This window comes from Paenibacillus sp. GCM10027629 (assembly GCF_042676425.1).
GTDB lineage: Bacteria > Bacillota > Bacilli > Paenibacillales > Paenibacillaceae > Paenibacillus_K > Paenibacillus_K terrigena.
In genome coordinates this window covers 295,438-313,058 of sequence record NZ_JBHTGZ010000005.1, presented here as the reverse complement: position 1 = coordinate 313,058, position 17,621 = coordinate 295,438, and the positions used below count along the sequence as shown (strand labels likewise).

The window sequence follows — 17,621 nt, the reverse complement described above, 5'->3', positions numbered from 1 at the left end:
TATATCCGATTAAGCTGTTACGCCTCCATCAACGTCCTCTACACGGCTTGGCGCGTTATAGACATTCACATCCAGATCTTTCGTCACTTTACTCGTGACCAGTCCCGCCGTCATAGAACCACTGACGTTCAATGCTGTACGACCCATATCGATCAATGGCTCGACGGAGATCAGAAGACCTGCAAGAGCAACCGGCAAGTTCATCGTCGACAATACGATGATCGCTGCGAAGGTTGCACCGCCGCCTACACCAGCAACCCCGAAGGAGCTGATCGTTACGACTGCGATCAATGTTGCAATGAAGTTGAAGCTGAATGGATCAATGCCAACCGTTGGGGCAATCATTATCGCGAGCATCGCCGGGTAAATCCCTGCGCAGCCGTTCTGTCCAATGGATAGACCGAAGGATGCGGAGAAGTTCGCGATCCCTTCCGACACGCCTAGCTTCTTCACTTGCGTATCCACGTTAAGCGGCAATGCGCCGGCACTTGTACGGGATGTGAACGCGAAGGATAGTACAGGCAATGCTTTGCGTACATAAGTGACAGGATTCAAACCATTCAACGCAATGATAATCAAGTGAATGATGAACATCACGATCAGTGCAACATACGATGCGATAACGAATTGTCCAAGCTTAGCAATCTCAGCATAGTTCGTTGTCGCTGTGACTTTGGCAATCAGCGCTAGAATTCCATAAGGCGTTAGGCGTAGTACAATCGTGACAATTCGCATAACGACCGCATAAACAGCTTCAACGAACTTCGTGAATAACTCCGCTTCCGCCGGTTTCTTCTTCGCAATTCCGCGAACCGCAATCCCGATGAAAGCCGCGAAGATAACAACCGCAATCGTCGATGTTGGACGCGAGCCTGTCATATCGTCGAATGGATTGGATGGAACCACATCTAGAATTTGCTGAGGAATTGTCTTATCTTCTACGTCAGCGAGTTTACCGTTCAAGTATTCGCCGCGCTTCTGTTCCTTCTCACCTTGCTCAATGTTTACAGCCTTCAAGTTAAATCCGAGTGCCGCCGAAATACCAACCGCAGCAGAAATCGCTGTTGTGAATAACAATAGACCAATAATCAATGTGCTTAGCTTACCTACGCCGCTCTTCGCTTTAACTTTAATAATCGCAGAGATGATTGATACCATGATCAGCGGAATCGCAACCATCTGCAACAGCTTCACATAACCGTTACCGACAAGGCTGAACCAATCCACAGAATCTTTGATCACATCCGACGATCTTCCGAAGATCAGCTGCAGCGATACCCCGAACAGAATTCCGAGTCCAAGACCCGTAAATACCCGCTTCGAGAAACTGACATGCTTCTTCTGCATGTACAAGAGTATACCTATTAGTGCGAGTAGAACAACAACATTCACGATGGTTGACAACACTTCCATGTCGAACATCCTCCCCTTATTTTCCTTTAATCTAATGGATCAAATCCGGTGATTTGTTATTTGATGAGATTAATCTAACATAATAATTCCGACCTGTAAAGTATGAATTAAAAATAAATTTTTTTGTAAAAAAAGAGACGAACGATAACGTTCGTCTTCTAGTTTATTAGCGAGATTTCTTCGATAGACTTAAAAATGCGCGTATGAACTGTACATAATTCCGGTTCCTTCCATATAGGCCTTGAATCATACGCAGGAACAACGGATATTTGCCCACATAGGGATACCAGTGCAGTTCTCCCTTGTTACGACCTGGATCCTCGATGATTGATTTCTCGTGACAGAACATTTGGAGTCCGAGAGATCCATGAGAGCGCCCAATTCCGCTGTCTTTGACGCCGCCAAAAGGCAAATTCGGATTCGCGATACTCACATTCACATCATTAATGCAGACAGCTCCAGATTGCAGTGCATTCGCAACCCGGCGGCCCCGTTCCAGATTATTGGTCCAGACACTCGCATTCAGTCCGTATGTTGTGCTGTTCGCAAGCTCGATGACCTCTTCTTCCTTATCGAAAGGCATAATGCAGAGCACCGGGCCGAACGTCTCCTCCTGCATCACGCGCATACTATGCCGCACATGCGTGAGCACGATCGGACGAAGATGCATCGACTTCTTCATCTTCCATTCAACCGGCCGCTCACCGAATTCGAGCACCGCCCCTTGTTCCAGCGCATCGTCAATCTGTCCACGCACAATATCAATTTGCTTCGCAAACGTCATGGAACCAAGATCCGTATCTTCACGGTTGTTCTGCTTCAGCGATTCCAATTCCCGCTTCAGCCGCGCAATAAATTTATCATAAATCGGTCGTTCGACATAAATTCGCTCGATGGACATACAGACCTGCCCGCTGTTCGCAAGCGATCCCCATACGGCGCCACGCACGGTTCGTTCGAGATGAGCATCTTCGAAGACGATCATCGGATCTTTGCCGCCGAGTTCGAGCGTCGTCGGGATGAGCCGCTTGGCTGCTTCGACTTGAATTTTCTTGCCTGTCGCAACCGAACCTGTAAAGAATACATAGTTCGGACTGGCTGCAACCAGCGCCGCACCAATCGCACCGTCCCCTTGGACGACTTGGACAAGCCCCTTCGGGAAGCCCACTGCTGTGAATATTCGCTCCATGAGATGACCAATCGCTGGCGTCACTTCAGACGGTTTAATGATAACCGCGTTCCCTGCAATCAGCGCACTAAGAACAGGCACCATCGCAAGATAGAACGGGTAGTTCCATGGTGAAATAACGAGTACGACCCCTCGCGGCTCATACGCGATGTATGATTTTTTCCCGAGAAGCGTGATCGGCGTCTTCACCTTGCGCGTCTTCAATTCTTTGACGGCTGTTCGTTCGGTGTGGTGAATCCAGTCCAATAGCACAAGCACTTCGTTCGTTAGCGCTTCAATTTTCGGCTTGCCAGTGCTCCAAGATACGCTCTGCGCGATCTCATCGGCATGATCGGATATATAAATGCGTAGGGTACGCAAGGTTGACACGCGTTCTTGGACCGATTTGCTGCTCCAGTCCTCAAAAGCATCCCAAGCCTCCTCCATAACTTCTTCCACTTGATAAGGCTCAATCGTCTGTATTATTTCTCCTTCCTCACCTGTAGCTGGGTTCATTGCTTTTAACGCGTGCATCGCCATCCCCCTTGATTGAATTGTAATTTATTAAATATCTTATAGCATTTGCGGGTAAAGATATATATGTTTAGATCGAATTTGATGATCAGTATAGGCCTGTGATAGAATCATTAGCATGATCTGAAACCCTGAGAGGATGTGTCCCTATGAACCGGAAAGAAATCACGACAGAGAGCGAATGGAACGATGTATTGCAACGCTCCGCAGAGCGCGGTCAGCTCATCATCAAGCACAGCACCACCTGTCCAGTAAGCGCAAATGCGCTGCGGGAATTCGACGAATACATCGCAGGACAGCCAAATCAAGACGTTGATTACACGCTTGTCAAAGTCATTGAGAGCCGTCCGGTATCCAACCAAATCGCTGAGGATTTAGGTGTGAAGCACGAATCCCCTCAAGTTATTTTCATCAAAAACAAAGAAAAATATTGGACAACCTCGCACTGGTCCGTTACCAAAGAGCACATTACAGCCGTGCTTGATTAGTATTCCCAGCCTCGAATCCTTTAGTGGATTCGGGGCTTTTTATTTACTCACACTTCCTAGTGTCGTCAGCTCATGTGCCTGATCACACTGCCCCATCATTTCAGCCAGATAAGGATTCAAGAACATGCCCTCTGGATCAAGCTGCTCGCGCAGGTTCATGAAGGCCTCCCACTTCGGATACACCATGCGGAACTGCTCCGCCTGCATCGTATGCATTTTTCCCCAATGTGGTCTACCGCCATGCCGCCTGCAAATCTCCTCGACCTTCGCAAAATATTCCTTGTACGCCATCCCTCGGTACATATGTACGGCAATGTAAGCAGAATCACGGCCATTCGCTGGACTCAGCCACAAGTCGTCTCCACGTACATATCGGCATTCGATCGGAAAATGAACAGGAAATTGATCATGATCTACAGCATTGCGAATTTCTTCCAACACAACCTTCATTCGTTCTGCAGGTACGCTATATTCCATTTCGTTAAACCGCACAAGCCTTGGCGTTGCGAAAATACGGTGGCTGTAGCCTGCTTCCTGCACATTCGGCACACCGGCAGCAGATAATCGACTTATCGGTTTACAAAGGCGTGGTATGAAGCGACAGCACTCCGACAAGGCCCAAAACAGCGCATTCTCCATCAGCATTACTTTCCAATAGCTCCACCTGCTCGGCGTTCCAGGGACTTCATCGGTTTCGTTCGTCAGCTTCACTTGGGCCACATCGGTATACGGGAACCAGTAGAATTCGAAATGGCGATTCTCCGCCTTCAACTGTTCAAGCTGGGACAAGCACGCTGTGAAAGACATTTTTCGGCTAGAATAGCGCAGCACATAGGTCGGCACAACCCGGAGCTTCAGCTTCACGATAATGCCGAACATCCCCAAGGATACTTGCAGCGCACGAAAAAGATCTTCATCCTGCTCAGGCGTACATTCTAGAATCTCTCCTGCTGCCGTCACCACCGTCAGTCCAACAGCTTGGGTTGCTAGACTACCCAAGCGCTCTCCCGTACCATGCGTTCCCGTGCTGATCGCCCCCGCAATGGATTGCGCATTAATATCGCCAAGATTCTCTTGCGCGACCCCATGCGCGTGCAATTCTTCGCCCAGACGGTCCAGCTTCGTACCGCCCCAGACCTCGGCAATGCCCCGTTCTTGATCCACGGCAATGACACCTTGCAATTGATCTAGCGAGACAAGCACGTCATCCGTCTGGACCAGTCGGGTAAAGGAATGTCCTGATCCAACGACACGCAGCTTCCTTTCTTCGGCCGCGCAAGACTTGACGATCGCGACCACTTCTTCCACGCTCGCCGGATATACGATACTTCGCGGCACACTTCGCACGAGTCCCGACCAGTTGCGCCACATTCTTGTATTACGCGCCTTCAAATCTACAGAAAACATTTCCCGTCCCCCCGATATGTCGTGGCTTCGCCAACAATACTGCCGTTCGATATATAGTAAAGCTGTGTGAAGCGTTCACAGAGTTCGCCTGCTTTGCTGTGACGCATGAAGATCGGGTCGCCGAGCTCCAGCTCCTCCGGTCCGTTATAACGGATCGGTGTCTGGACTTCACCGGCGCCTTCCATCGCGAGGAGCTTCGCTCCTTGCGGCAAATACGGACGCGGCAGCTTATCACGGCCCGCGGCGCCTGAAGCGGTATACCCGCCGCCTAAGCAGGTATAGAGATCGCTACGCGGCTGGCGCACGATCTCGATAGCGTACCCCGCGGCAGGTTGCAGGGTGAAGTCCCGGTAGTGGTCGAACAGACCGGGCGAATAGAACCCGGAGCCAGCCGTCACTTCGGTAACGGCTGGCTCTGCGCTGCTCGTATGCAGGCTGCCCGTGCCGCCTGCATTGACGAACCGCAGCGGCGGGAGATCGAGGCGCTGAATCGCCGAGACCAGCTCCGCCCGCCGGGCAGCGGCTTCGCGGATCGAGCGGCGTTTCAGCTGCCGCACGATCGCGTTCTTAAGCGCTTGGCCCGGCACGCGGTCGCCTATGCCGGCCACTTGTGCTTCGTAGCCCATGAGCCCGTCGAGCACGACGTGCTTCGACTGTGCGATGCGCTGCACGAGGCTGAGCGCATCAGCCGCCCGGCGTATCGGCGAGCGCCATACGCCGAAGTGCAGCCCCGGGACATCGATCGACATATCGATGTCTACACAGAGCGGCAGCCGCACGCCGTACTTCGCGGCTGCTGCTTCCGCCTGCTCGACATGCGTCTCGCAGTCGACCATCAGCGTGATGCTGCGCCCTTCACGCTGATGCATGGCGACGGACTCGAGCAAACGCGAGTCCGCCGCAGGGTAACCCAGCAGCAAGTCAGTAAAGCCTTGCTGCGCGAGACAGAGTGCTTCGGGCACCGTGAAGCACATCACGCCTTGGAACTGCGCATTCGCATCTAGAATGCGCCTCAGCACATCCACAGAACGGATTGATTTGCTCGCGATGCGAATGTTCTTGCCATTCGATCGGTCTATGATGCGCTGCATATTTTCCTGTAATAAATCTAGATCCACGAAGGCAAATGGCATCGGTAAGCCCGCACACACTTTTTTATAGTAATGATAATCACGCAAATCTTTCGTCCCCTTTACCCGGATGATGCACAATTTCATGTATTAATAAATATTCTAACAATAGAAAGATAAACCTTTATTTTACAGGTTTATTTCCTTAAATAGGTAGTCAAAAAGTCGACTCTTGCGTTTACTCTGGAAGTCCGGTACTCCTTCTTCGGATTCTCGCAACCAAAACCTATGGTTACGATGTTAGTTTTCTTCAAAAAAACATTTAGGTGCTGAAAAGCCCTTGAACACAAACTTAATAAGTCGACTAATGGGAGGCCTATGCATGACCAAATATGTCATTATTAACGCAGACGATTACGGACTTTCACGAGGTGTAAATCGCGGGATTATCGAAGCCCATCAGGCCGGCATTGTGACAAGCGCATCCCTCATTGTGAACAAACCGGGAGTGAAGGACGCAATTGCTCTGGCCAAGCGGAACCCCCGGCTCGGTGTAGGCCTCCATTTCAATCTATCGGATGGGAAACCTACCTCTCCGCCATTTCTAGTACCATCGCTCGTAAATATAGACGGCTTCTTTCATAACCAAAGTCATGAATGGCGTGAAGAAGATGTGGAACGCGAACTTCATGCACAGTGGGAGCTCATGCTGCGAAAAGGCATCTATCCAACACATATTGATTCGCATATGCACATCCACTTGGAGTTCCTCCCTGTCTATCATGCTGTTGCGAGACTGGCCTTCCGGGAGCTCGTGCCCGTCCGTTACGATCTATCACAACATCGGGTAACCCCCCCGGTCCCTGTAAGAACAACAGATAGGCTTATTCTCAACAACTACAATGAACCGGATAGCGTCAAGCGCCTAATCCGTCATATGCAATGGATCCAAGACGGAACTACCGAAATCATGTGCCATCCTGGATATGTCGATGAAGAATTGCAGCAGCACAGCACAATGATTTGGGAACGGGAAGCTGAGCTTGCTCACCTCACCCACCGGGATATCGGGACCGTCATCCGTGCTTACGGCCTGCATCTCATTCATTTTGGACAATTGCCCGATCCGCCGACCTTCCATATGCCGCCAGAACCCAAACCGCTCCCCGAACAGAATAGTACCTTATCCAACTCGTTAACACGATCCAAACGCCGCTCTTCACGCCCCCGTTCCCGCCTAGTTCGCAGGAAGAAGCGTCGTGTAAGAGCACGCGTCAAAGCGAAAAAATGGCGTACCCGGCGCTTCTATTGATGCCTGCCTCAGAATCTTCTATACTGAGCGTACATTCGATTGATGAGCAAGGGGAGAGGTCCCAGTGAAAATTGTTATAGCTCCTGATTCATTCAAAGAAAGCTTGTCGGCCAAATCCGCAGCAGACGCGATAGCTCGCGGTTTCCAAGCGGTGTTCCGAGAAGCCACTATTGTGCAGGTCCCCTTAGCGGATGGCGGCGAGGGGACGATGGAGACACTTGTGGATGCCCTTGGCGGGCAGCTGATTCCAGCCCGAGTGAGCGATCCGCTCGGACGCCCTATTGAAGCACATTTCGGCCTGCTCGGCGATGGCAGCACTGCCATTGTTGAAATGGCAGCCGCATCTGGCCTTGCACGGGTCTCTCCAGCAGAACGGAACCCGCTCCTTACCTCAACGCGCGGCACGGGCGAGCTTATCCGTACCGCGCTTGATGCCGGAGCACGGAGGATCCTCATCGGCCTTGGCGGCAGTGCCACCAATGATGGCGGTGTCGGGATGGCTCAGGCACTGGGCTTTCGTTTCGTCCGGCATGACGGCACCGAGATTGCGCCTGGTGGCGCCAGCCTTGCAGAGCTGGACCACATTCTTCTTCACGATGTCGATCCTCGGCTTGCACACACGGAATTCATTGCCGCTTGCGATGTCGATCATCCACTAATCGGAGAGCAAGGCGCATCCGCTGTCTTTGGACCGCAGAAGGGCGCTACGCCCACGATGGTACAACAGCTCGATAGGGCCTTGACCCATCTTGCGTGGCGAATACGTGAAGATCTGCACTGCGATGTAGCAGACAAGCCCGGAGCCGGAGCAGCAGGCGGACTTGGCGCCGGCGTGCTTGCATTCCTCGGAGGCAAGCTGCAGCGCGGCGTCGATATGGTTATCGACGCCGTAGGACTACCTAGCCATATCCAAGATGCAGACCTTGTCATTACCGGTGAAGGTAGAATAGACGAACAGACCCTGCACGGCAAGACACTAAGCGGCGTCGCCCGCATCGCGCACTCGTACGGTGTTCCTGTTATTGCGATTGGCGGTTCTTTGGGCCCCGGCTCTGAATCACTGCAGCTTCTTGGGATGGATATGCTGTTCTCTCTCGTCCCCGGAGTCTGCACCTTGGAGGAAGCCTGTCTACAGGCCTCCTCCAATCTGGAACGGACTGCGCTGCATATCGCAAGGGTACTGCAATGCGGGCAGCGTCTTTCATGACCCCATGTTATAACAAATAGAACCGCCACCAAGCCCCAGAGAAAGGTTGGTAACGGTTCTATTTTTTCGTCGGCAGTTTTAAGCCCCGCACGAAGCTAAACGTTCATCGGACCCTGAATCTGAACGTACTTCCGTACAAATTCTTGCACCTGTTCTTTGTATCCATCGACATCCGTCCAATATGCATTTCCATGTCCAGCATCGGGGACGAGAAACATCCATTTCTCGCTGCTGCATGCAGCATAGAGTGGATACATCATGAAGGTGGGCACGAAATCATCTTTGCCCCCATGTATGAACAAGACGGGTTTCTTCGTCTTCTTCACTTGTTCAATCGCCGAGGCCTCACCGAAGAAATAATTGGCCCTGAGCTTACAGATCAGACTCGTCACATGAATCAACGGAAACGCAGGCAGCTTGAACATCTGCTTCAGTTGATAGGACAGAATATCCTTGACCGAGCTGTATGCGCAGTCCGATACGATGCATTTCACCTGATCCGGTAAGGACTCACCGCTCGTCATGAGCACGGTACCACCTCCCATGGAGACCCCGTGCAGCACGATCTTAACCTGTGGGCCATGCCGTTCCAGCATCATATCGATCCATCGCAGCACATCGCAGCGATCATGCCAGCCGAATCCGATATAATTCCCTCCGCTCTCACCGTGACCCCTCAGATCCGGCATGAATACATGATAGCCGAACTGCTCCCGATAGAGCTCCGCGAAACATGCCATATCCTTGCCTTTGCCTGTGTAGCCATGGACCAGAATCACAAGATTGTTAATTGGTGAAGGGGCCGCTAAATAGTAGCCTGTCAACTGGATTCCATCTTTCGATGTCATACGCAGCGTCTCATACGGCTGAGCCTCCATCCACGAGGACCGATCCTCCCACGGTTTGCCCGGCAGATCGGCTAAATCCGTGTTCTTCTCCATGAATTCCTTCTTACTGCGACGAATGGCGAAGTTATAGAAGTAATTCCCTGCTCCCATGAACAAAAGGGCAGCTGCAATCGCAGCCGCCATAACAATTCGTATGCCCATCATAACCATCATCTTCCTTCAGCTATAAGAGGTAAACTAAAAAGTTGGCTTTTACCCTAACTATCTTATTTACTTCTTCACATCAAAAGAACTCTTGAGCGACACAATTAAGTTAAACACAATTTTGTCAGCTGTCGAATCCTTCGGATCCACATTGAAGTATCCATGACGGAAGAACTGGAATTTATCTTGCCCTTTTGCTTCCGACATATTCGCTTCAACGAATCCTTGAACCGTTTCGACCGAATTCGGGTTCAAATTTTCAATGAACGTCTCACCCGTACGCTCTTCTTCCGGTAGAATTAACGGCTCATAAAGGCGGAATTCTGCTGGACGGGCTTGTGTTGCTTCAACCCAATGGATCGTCCCTTTCACTTTACGCCCTGTAAATCCACTGCCGCTCTTCGTCTCTGGATCGTACGTACAATGCAGCTCAACCACATTGCCCTCTGCGTCTTTCACCACTTCGTTGCAAGTAATGAAATACGCGTTCTTCAAGCGAACCTCATTCCCTGGATACAGACGATGATATTTCGCTGGAGGAACCTCCATAAAATCGTCTTGTTCAATATAAATTTCACGCGAGAACGGAATTTGACGATTGCCCATTTCGGGATTCTCCACGTTATTTTCCGCTTCCAGCATTTCGACTTGGCCTTCAGGGTAGTTCGTAATAACGACCTTCAGTGGTCTAACGACCGCCATTGTGCGCGGAGCCTTCAGCTTCAGATCTTCACGAATGAAGAAGTCCAGTTGTCTGGAATCCACTTCCCCGTTGCTTCTCGCCACACCGATGCTGCGGCAGAATTCACGGATCGACTCCGGTGTATATCCACGACGGCGTAGACCGGAAATCGTCGGCATCCGAGGATCGTCCCAGCCTACCACATGACCTTCATCCACCAATTGCTTCAAATAACGTTTACTCATAATCGTATTCGTTAAGTTCAAGCGTGCGAACTCATATTGGTGTGGGACATGCTCCATTTCACACTCTGCAACAACCCAATCGTACAATGGACGTTGATCTTCGAATTCCAAAGTACAGATGGAATGCGTTACGCCCTCTATTGCGTCTTCCAGTGGATGCGCATAGGCATACATCGGATAGATGCACCATTTGTCGCCTGTGTTGTGATGTTCGGTATGCGAAATGCGGTAAATGATCGGATCCCGCAGGTTGATGTTCGGGGAGCTCATATCGATCTTGGCGCGCAATACTTTCTCACCGTTAGCGAACTCGCCATTACGCATACGCGTGAACAAATCCAAGTTCTCTTCCACGGAACGTGTACGATAAGGGCTGTCTTTGCCCGGTTCTGTTAGAGAACCGCGATATTCGCGCATTTGCTCAGGCGTTAGATCGCAGACGAAGGCTTTGCCTTTCTTGATTAACAATACCGCACGATTGTACATTTCATCGAAATAATCCGACGCGAAGAATAATCCATCCCACTCGAACCCAAGCCATTTCACATCTTCCTTGATGGCTTCTACGTACTCTGTATCCTCTTTCACCGGGTTCGTGTCATCGAAACGCAAATTGGTTTTTCCTTTATACTCATCCGCCAATTCAAAATTCAGACAGATCGACTTGGCATGTCCAATGTGCAAATAACCGTTCGGTTCCGGAGGAAAACGGGTAATGATCTCTTGGACGCGTCCGCTCTGTAGATCATCACTCACTATATTTTTGATAAAATTTGATGATGTTGACTTGTTTTCGTTCTCCATCCTGACCATCCCTTCATCTATTCCATTCCTACATATATTAAATAAATATACCCATTACCGCCGCAGAGTTCAACTCTGACGCAAAATGTTAAAATTACACAAACTGACGATTTCTATCAAATTTTCGCGTTTTCCAGCCGATATAGAAGTATAAAACTCGGATATAGGAGGACAGACGATTGAAACAGCTAAAAGTATTGCTATGTATGATCTTGATGCTCGGGATGGTGAGTTGGGCACAGCCAGCTGCAGCCGCAACTACGCCTTACTTGGTTAATTTAGTCTTCTCAAGCACGAAAATATCCATTGAAACAGGAAATACACAGACTGTCAAAGCAACCGCGGTATATTCCGATGGGAGCTCCAAAGATGTAACGCTAGCAACAGATTGGAAGAGCGGAAACGCTAATATTGCCACCATTAATAACGGCGTCATTACAGCTGTGAATGAAGGTACCACAATGATTAGCGGTACTTTCCCGATGGGGAGCAACCCTACTGATATCCCTCAAGTCAAAACATTAGAAGTCAATGTCACCAAAAAAGTGAATTCACTTACCGCTGACCTACAAAGAGTCAATATTCGGTCGAACATGACGCAAGCGGTTGTACTCACAGCCAACTATTTAAATGGAGATGTTGACAATAAAGTTGCTGACAAAGCGGAATGGACTACTGCGAACAATAAAATCGCGACCGTCTCGAACGGGGTCATTACAGGTCACGATTCAGGAACAACAACGGTTACAGCGAAATTTGGCAATCAATCCGTGACAATCGAAGTCAACGTGGATGTCGTACGCCGATTGGATACGACAACACCTGAAGTATCGATGCTATTAACTGAGAAAACGAAAGACATTGCCGTCAGCGCGACGTTCATCGATGGTACGACCGATACGAATATTTCCAAGAAAGCGACTTGGAAATCAAGCAATGAGCGAATTGCCGACGTCGTGGACGGGAAAATCAAAGTCTATAACCCAGGTCAAGCTACATTGACTGCTGAATACGGTACCAAGACGATCGACATCAAGGTCGATGTGGATCGCACGAGCAAACTTGAGCTCACCCCGCAGAACTTGTACCTCAAGGTCAATGACGTGTACGATGTTAAACTCAAAGCTACCTATGCACAAGCACCAACCGCTCCTGAAGATGTAACGGCATTGGCCAGTTGGACATCGAGCGACGAGAATATCGTCAGTGTGTACAAAGGTAAGATAACAGCCCTGAAAACGGGGACAGCGACCATCAAAGCCAAATACGGGGAAAAAGAAGCAACGTTAACAGTGGATGTGGAAGTACCTCGTCGATTGGAGGTTCTGTCTAACAACGTCGTTATCGAAGATTCGATTGCTATGACTAAGGCCACTCCGATTACGGTTAAGCTTCAATCCGTCTTCGCTGACGGTACATCAGGTGACCTTACAACCAAAGCAACTTGGACATCCAGCAATGAAAATATCGCGATCGTGAGTATGGATAACGGGTTAGCGAAAATCACCGCATACGGGCAAGGTGAATCCAAAATCACCGCAACATACAGCGGCAAATCGATTTCCTTTACCGTTAGCATTGAAGTACCGCGCAAACTAAAAATCGTTGAAGATATGACAACGCAAGAAGAGATCAAATCCATTTCTCTGGATCCGAAAGGTATAAAAACGTTAATGGCCATCGCTTTGATGGGGAACAGCAACACGGGTTCTGATTTAAAAGATAAGACAGCCATATGGTCCTCCAGTGATGAAAAGGTTGCAGAGGTAGCCTACGATGCAGTAACAGGCAAAGCAACCATTACGGCCATGGACAAAGGATCAGCTACAATTACCGTGAAATACGGCACGAAGTCGACATCCGTGAAGATCGACGTCGCGAAGTCCGACAAGCTTGAAGCGAAAGAGAAATTGATCTATATGATGATCAATGAGACTGCTAATGTTCATCTGACATCTTGGGATGCCGCTGGCAATAAGAACGAAAGTATCGCCGACAAAGCAGAATGGAGCTCCAGCAGCGAGAAAGTCGCTGTCGTATCCAATGGTACAATTACCGCTCTCTCATCCGGTAAAGCAACGATTACCGCGAAATACGGCGGTAAATCAGTTTCGATCCCAGTCGAGGTAGAAGTCATTCAGAAAATCGAACTATCGAAGAAATTCTTGTCGATGAAGAGTAAAGTGGAAGATCCGAACACAGATGTATCCGAAAGTGTAACGCTGACTGTCACGTTCTCTGACGGAAAAACGAAAAAAGATGTCACGAAAGAAGCCGAGTGGAAAACAAGTAATTATCGTGTCGCCGATGTGGTAGACGGAAAAATTACGCCTGTTAATTTCGGTAAAGCGAAGGTAACCGCGAAATACGGTACCAAGAGCCTTTCGCTTGATGTCGAAGTCGATCAGTTGAAGTATTTGAAGACAGATGTCGTAAATTTAACGATACCCGTAAACTCCAAAAAAACCGTCAAAGCAACAGCTTACTATTCCGACGGCTCTGCGATGGATGTATCTGTTGCCGGTCTTTGGAAATCCTCCAACATTAAAGTTGCTGACGTCATTGATGGCGTAATCACCGCGAACGGTAAAGGTAAGACCACCCTCACGGTAACCTACGGCGGCAAGAATACGAAGATATATCTGGTTGTTCAATAATAGAGTCCAAGGCGAGGGCGAATAGGCCCTCGCTTTTCTTGTGGCTGAACCCTCCAATGCGCACATACTAGCTATGTTGGATTTCATACAACATAGAAGTGACATTTACCGATGCATCCTGATATATACTGGATTCTTGCACGATAGAGGGAGAGAATTGAGGGCTGCACCTATATATTCGGGTATAGTTCATGCAAAAATCCAGCATAGCCTACGATTGATAGCCAATTCACCTCAAGTTCGTGCAAATATACAGGATAGCAAGCTGCATTTATGTCATAAGCAAAAAACAGCCGCCCAGCACACTGCAATCTGCAGCGCACTGGACGGCTGTTCTCTATTCATCTCGACTCGCAGCCGACACCGCTTCTTGCAGCAGCTGCTTGAGCTCCAAGCTATATCTCTCCCGCTCCTCGAAGGACCAATTCAATTGAATGGCCATGTAACGGATAACAGGTTCGCGCCATTTGCGCACCGACTCCACGTCGAACAACATCGCTCCTGTACGGCGAATGAAGAAATCAGCTGGCGTCACAGCCATCTCATACTGGATCGCATAGGATAGCTCTGCAAGAAGACCAAGCGGCATATCGTTATAGCGCCTAAGCTCCTTCTGGCAAGCAGGTACCAGATCGAATATAACATCTACATTCGCACCATAGCGACGTGTTAATCGTTCGGCCTCCTCCAGCGTCAGACCAAAAGCTCTCCCCTGATGCGCCCGATCACGCACAAAGACTTCCCACTGCTTCGAACCTCCGAATTCCCCGCCGGATATCGGCAGCTGCTTCGTCTTACATGGACGTTCTGCCGTATCGAGTCCTGATTCGATCCGGCGCTTAACCACAGCATTTACGACATTCTCAGCCATATGGCGGTATCCCGTTAATTTACCCCCAGCAATGGAGATCAGGCCAGAAGGGGAGTGGAATACTTCATCCTTGCGCGATATTTCCGATGGGCTCTTCCCTTCTTGATGAATTAGCGGCCGAAGTCCTGCCCAGCTGGACTCGACATCTTCCATGGTAAGTTTAAGCGAGGGAAACATGCCATTCGCTGCTGCGAGCAAATAATCACGATCCTGTACCGTCATCCGCGGTTTCGTCATGTCCCCGTTGTATTCCGTGTCCGTTGTGCCAATATACGTCTTACCCGCTCTCGGAATAGCGAAGACCATCCGACCATCTGGTGTATCAAAATAAATCGCCTGGCGCAATGGGAATCGCGATTGATCGAACACAAGATGGACACCTTTCGTATGATAAATCTTCGATCCCATCCGTGAATGATCCATGGCACGAAGATCATCTACCCAAGGTCCGGCAGCGTTAATTATCGTATGAGCTTGGATCGAGAAGCTCTGATCCGTTATCTTATCCACCGTTTGTACGCCGCACACCTGGCCCTTATCATATTGAAATGCCATTGCCTGCGTATAATTCACCGCATAGGTACCAAGCTCAACAGCCTTCTTCAAGACTTCCATCGTTAATCGCGCATCATCCGTCCGATACTCCACATAGATTCCGCCGCCCCGAAGTCCCTCCGGCTTCAGGAGTGGTTCCTTCTCTAGCGCTTCTTCCCGTGTCAGCATCCGCCGCCGCTCATGCCGCTTCACACCAGCTAGATAATCATAGAATCGTAGACCTAGCGAAGTAGACCATTTCCCGAATGTGCCACCTGCATAGAGCGGCAGGAGCATCCACTCCGGCGTTGTTACATGGGGACCATTCTCATAGACAATGGCTCGCTCTTGCCCCACCTCAGCAACAACCTTGACTTCAAGCTGCTTCAAATATCGAAGTCCGCCATGGACCAATTTCGTTGACCGACTAGAAGTACCCGCAGCAAAATCCTGCATCTCAATAAGTGCCGTCTTCAGACCGCGTGATGCAGCATCGAGCGCAATCCCTGCACCCGTAATACCTCCGCCGATGACGAGTACATCGAAGGTTTGCTGAGCCATCTCTTTAAGCAGTCTTTCGCGCTGATCACTAGACAACGATTTTCCCATTCGGCCCACCACCTTTTCATTGTCATCACATACTGCTAATTTTTGAATATCATCGCCGCTTGAACCGCTCGGGTCCACCCGGTATATAGCCGCTCCTGCACTTCCCGCTCCATGGCAGGCATAAAGACATGCTCCTTCTTCCACTGCCCCGCGATTTCACTGCGATCCCGCCAGAATCCAACGGCAAGCCCCGCCAAGTATGCTGCACCAAGGGCTGTCGTCTCCGGATTCGCACTCCGCTCAACGGGAACGCCGAGCATATCACTCTGGAACTGCATCAAGAAATGGTTCTGCACCGCACCACCGTCTACACGCAACGATTTCAGCGTAATCCCCGAATCCTCCTCCATCGCCATTAAGACGTCCTTCGTCTGATAGGCAAGCGATTCGAGGGTCGCACGAATGAAGTGCTCTTTCGACGTTCCACGCGTCAATCCGAAGACTGCGCCGCGTGTATCACTGTCCCAGTACGGCGTACCCAGCCCAACGAAGGCTGGAACAACGTACACTCCCTCGGTCGAATAGACACGCCCTGCATACATCTCGGAATCCTTCGCCGACTTGATCATACGAAGCCCGTCACGCAGCCATTGTAATGCAGATCCCGCGACGAAGACGCTGCCCTCCAGCGCATATTCCACACGTCCATCGATCCCCCAAGCGATCGTCGTCAACAGTCCTTTCGCCGAGGCAATCGCCTGCTCACCCGTATTCATCAGCATGAAGCATCCGGTACCGTACGTATTCTTCGCCATGCCCACTTCGTAACAAGCCTGACCGAATAGAGCAGCCTGTTGATCACCAGCAGCGCCTGCGATGGGAATTCCATGATCGAATAATAGACCGCCTGCTGTTACCCCGTAGACTTCAGACGAGGACCGAACCTCCGGCAGTATGGCTCTTGGTACATCCAAGATCCGCAATAGTTCTTCATCCCAACGTAATTCATGAATGTTGTACATTAGTGTCCGTGAAGCATTCGAATAATCCGTCACATGTACACTTCCGCCCGTCAGCTTCCAAATGAGCCATGTATCAATCGTTCCGAAGCATAGATCCCCCTGCTCCGCACGCTCCCGTGCTCCTTCGACATGGTCGAGTATCCATTTCACTTTAGTTCCGGAGAAATACGGATCGATCAGTAACCCGGTTTTGGCCCGAAACGTATCTTCATGCCCCTCTTCCTTCAGTTGTTCACAAATATCCGCCGTCTGCCGTGATTGCCATACGACTGCAGGATAAATGGGCCTTCCAGTATGCCGATCCCAGACGACCGTCGTCTCACGCTGATTCGCAATCCCAATGCCGGCTATTTGATCTGGTCTAATATTCGATTTGGCGAGCACCGTCGTCATCACTCCGAGCACGGAGACCCAGATTTCATTGGCATCATGTTCAACCCATCCCGGCTTCGGAAAAAACTGCGTAAATTCCTGCTGTGCCATCTCCACGACATCGCCATTTTGATTCACCAAAACGGCACGAGAGCTTGTCGTCCCTTGATCGAGCGTCAAAATATAGGTTTCTTCCATGAATGACTCCCCCTCACCTTCATCCGTGTTCCAAGT

12 protein-coding genes are annotated in these 17,621 nt (G+C 50.1%); 4 read left to right on the top strand and 8 right to left on the bottom strand.

The genetic code is table 11. The features are described from left to right. Positions 1 to 9: 9 nt before the first annotated feature. A complete protein-coding gene (locus tag ACFQZR_RS07365) occupies positions 10 to 1,413 on the bottom strand; it encodes an L-cystine transporter (RefSeq protein ID WP_379344400.1) in 1,404 nt (467 codons plus the stop codon). A 166-nt stretch (positions 1,414 to 1,579) separates the two neighbouring features. Then, on the bottom strand, positions 1,580 to 3,115 hold the full coding sequence (locus ACFQZR_RS07360; RefSeq protein WP_379344398.1) for an aldehyde dehydrogenase family protein: 1,536 nt from the start codon (positions 3,113 to 3,115) through the stop codon (positions 1,580 to 1,582). Positions 3,116 to 3,264: 149 nt separating this feature from the next. Here ACFQZR_RS07360 and ytxJ point away from each other — a divergent pair, with 149 nt between their 5' ends. Next, positions 3,265 to 3,603, top strand: a complete 339-nt coding sequence (gene ytxJ / locus ACFQZR_RS07355; protein ID WP_379344396.1) for a bacillithiol system redox-active protein YtxJ — start codon at positions 3,265 to 3,267, stop codon at positions 3,601 to 3,603. A gap of 39 nt (positions 3,604 to 3,642) precedes the next feature. On the opposite strand, the gene ACFQZR_RS07350 is transcribed toward ytxJ, so the two are convergent. Then, complete coding sequence (locus tag ACFQZR_RS07350) at positions 3,643 to 5,010, bottom strand: D-arabinono-1,4-lactone oxidase (protein ID WP_379344394.1); 1,368 nt, start codon at positions 5,008 to 5,010, stop codon at positions 3,643 to 3,645. After that, the gene (locus ACFQZR_RS07345; RefSeq protein WP_379344392.1) at positions 4,998 to 6,188 is read right to left on the bottom strand and encodes an amino acid deaminase/aldolase; all 1,191 of its coding nucleotides are present in this window, start codon (positions 6,186 to 6,188) and stop codon (positions 4,998 to 5,000) included. Before ACFQZR_RS07345 ends, ACFQZR_RS07350 begins: the two co-directional genes overlap by 13 nt. A 274-nt stretch (positions 6,189 to 6,462) precedes the next feature. On the opposite strand from ACFQZR_RS07345, the gene ACFQZR_RS07340 reads away from it, so the two are divergent. Continuing rightward, positions 6,463 to 7,392 (top strand): carbohydrate deacetylase, encoded by a 930-nt coding sequence (locus tag ACFQZR_RS07340; protein ID WP_379344390.1) that lies wholly within the window; start codon positions 6,463 to 6,465, stop codon positions 7,390 to 7,392. A gap of 64 nt (positions 7,393 to 7,456) precedes the next feature. Next, positions 7,457 to 8,599, top strand: coding sequence for a glycerate kinase (locus ACFQZR_RS07335; protein ID WP_379344388.1), 1,143 nt, complete (start codon positions 7,457 to 7,459; stop codon positions 8,597 to 8,599). Between the two features lie 95 nt (positions 8,600 to 8,694). On the opposite strand, the gene ACFQZR_RS07330 is transcribed toward ACFQZR_RS07335, so the two are convergent. After that, positions 8,695 to 9,651: an alpha/beta hydrolase gene (locus ACFQZR_RS07330; protein ID WP_379344386.1), complete on the bottom strand. Its 957-nt coding sequence runs from the start codon at positions 9,649 to 9,651 to the stop codon at positions 8,695 to 8,697. 66 nt (positions 9,652 to 9,717) lie between these two features. Continuing rightward, entirely contained in the window at positions 9,718 to 11,382 is a 1,665-nt protein-coding gene (locus ACFQZR_RS07325) for a glutamine--tRNA ligase/YqeY domain fusion protein (protein WP_379344384.1), read from the bottom strand. Between the two features lie 179 nt (positions 11,383 to 11,561). On the opposite strand from ACFQZR_RS07325, the gene ACFQZR_RS07320 reads away from it, so the two are divergent. Further along, complete coding sequence (locus tag ACFQZR_RS07320; RefSeq protein WP_379344382.1) at positions 11,562 to 14,039, top strand: Ig-like domain-containing protein; 2,478 nt, start codon at positions 11,562 to 11,564, stop codon at positions 14,037 to 14,039. A 337-nt stretch (positions 14,040 to 14,376) separates the two neighbouring features. Here ACFQZR_RS07320 and ACFQZR_RS07315 read toward each other — a convergent pair whose 3' ends face one another. Further along, the gene (locus ACFQZR_RS07315) at positions 14,377 to 16,053 is read right to left on the bottom strand and encodes a glycerol-3-phosphate dehydrogenase/oxidase (protein ID WP_379344380.1); all 1,677 of its coding nucleotides are present in this window, start codon (positions 16,051 to 16,053) and stop codon (positions 14,377 to 14,379) included. 35 nt (positions 16,054 to 16,088) lie between these two features. Then, positions 16,089 to 17,585, bottom strand: coding sequence for a glycerol kinase GlpK (glpK, locus tag ACFQZR_RS07310; RefSeq protein WP_379344378.1), 1,497 nt, complete (start codon positions 17,583 to 17,585; stop codon positions 16,089 to 16,091). Between the last annotated feature and the right edge of the window lie 36 nt (positions 17,586 to 17,621).

Coding starts and splice junctions, on each gene's coding strand:
- ACFQZR_RS07365 (WP_379344400.1), bottom strand. CDS start 1,413: ATGGAAGTGTTGTCAACCATCGTGAATGTTGTTGTTCTACTCGCACTA.
- ACFQZR_RS07360 (WP_379344398.1), bottom strand. CDS start 3,115: ATGCACGCGTTAAAAGCAATGAACCCAGCTACAGGTGAGGAAGGAGAA.
- ytxJ (WP_379344396.1), top strand. CDS start 3,265: ATGAACCGGAAAGAAATCACGACAGAGAGCGAATGGAACGATGTATTG.
- ACFQZR_RS07330 (WP_379344386.1), bottom strand. CDS start 9,651: ATGATGGGCATACGAATTGTTATGGCGGCTGCGATTGCAGCTGCCCTT.
- ACFQZR_RS07325 (WP_379344384.1), bottom strand. CDS start 11,382: ATGGAGAACGAAAACAAGTCAACATCATCAAATTTTATCAAAAATATA.
- ACFQZR_RS07340 (WP_379344390.1), top strand. CDS start 6,463: ATGACCAAATATGTCATTATTAACGCAGACGATTACGGACTTTCACGA.
- ACFQZR_RS07315 (WP_379344380.1), bottom strand. CDS start 16,053: ATGGGAAAATCGTTGTCTAGTGATCAGCGCGAAAGACTGCTTAAAGAG.
- ACFQZR_RS07350 (WP_379344394.1), bottom strand. CDS start 5,010: ATGTTTTCTGTAGATTTGAAGGCGCGTAATACAAGAATGTGGCGCAAC.
- glpK (WP_379344378.1), bottom strand. CDS start 17,585: ATGGAAGAAACCTATATTTTGACGCTCGATCAAGGGACGACAAGCTCT.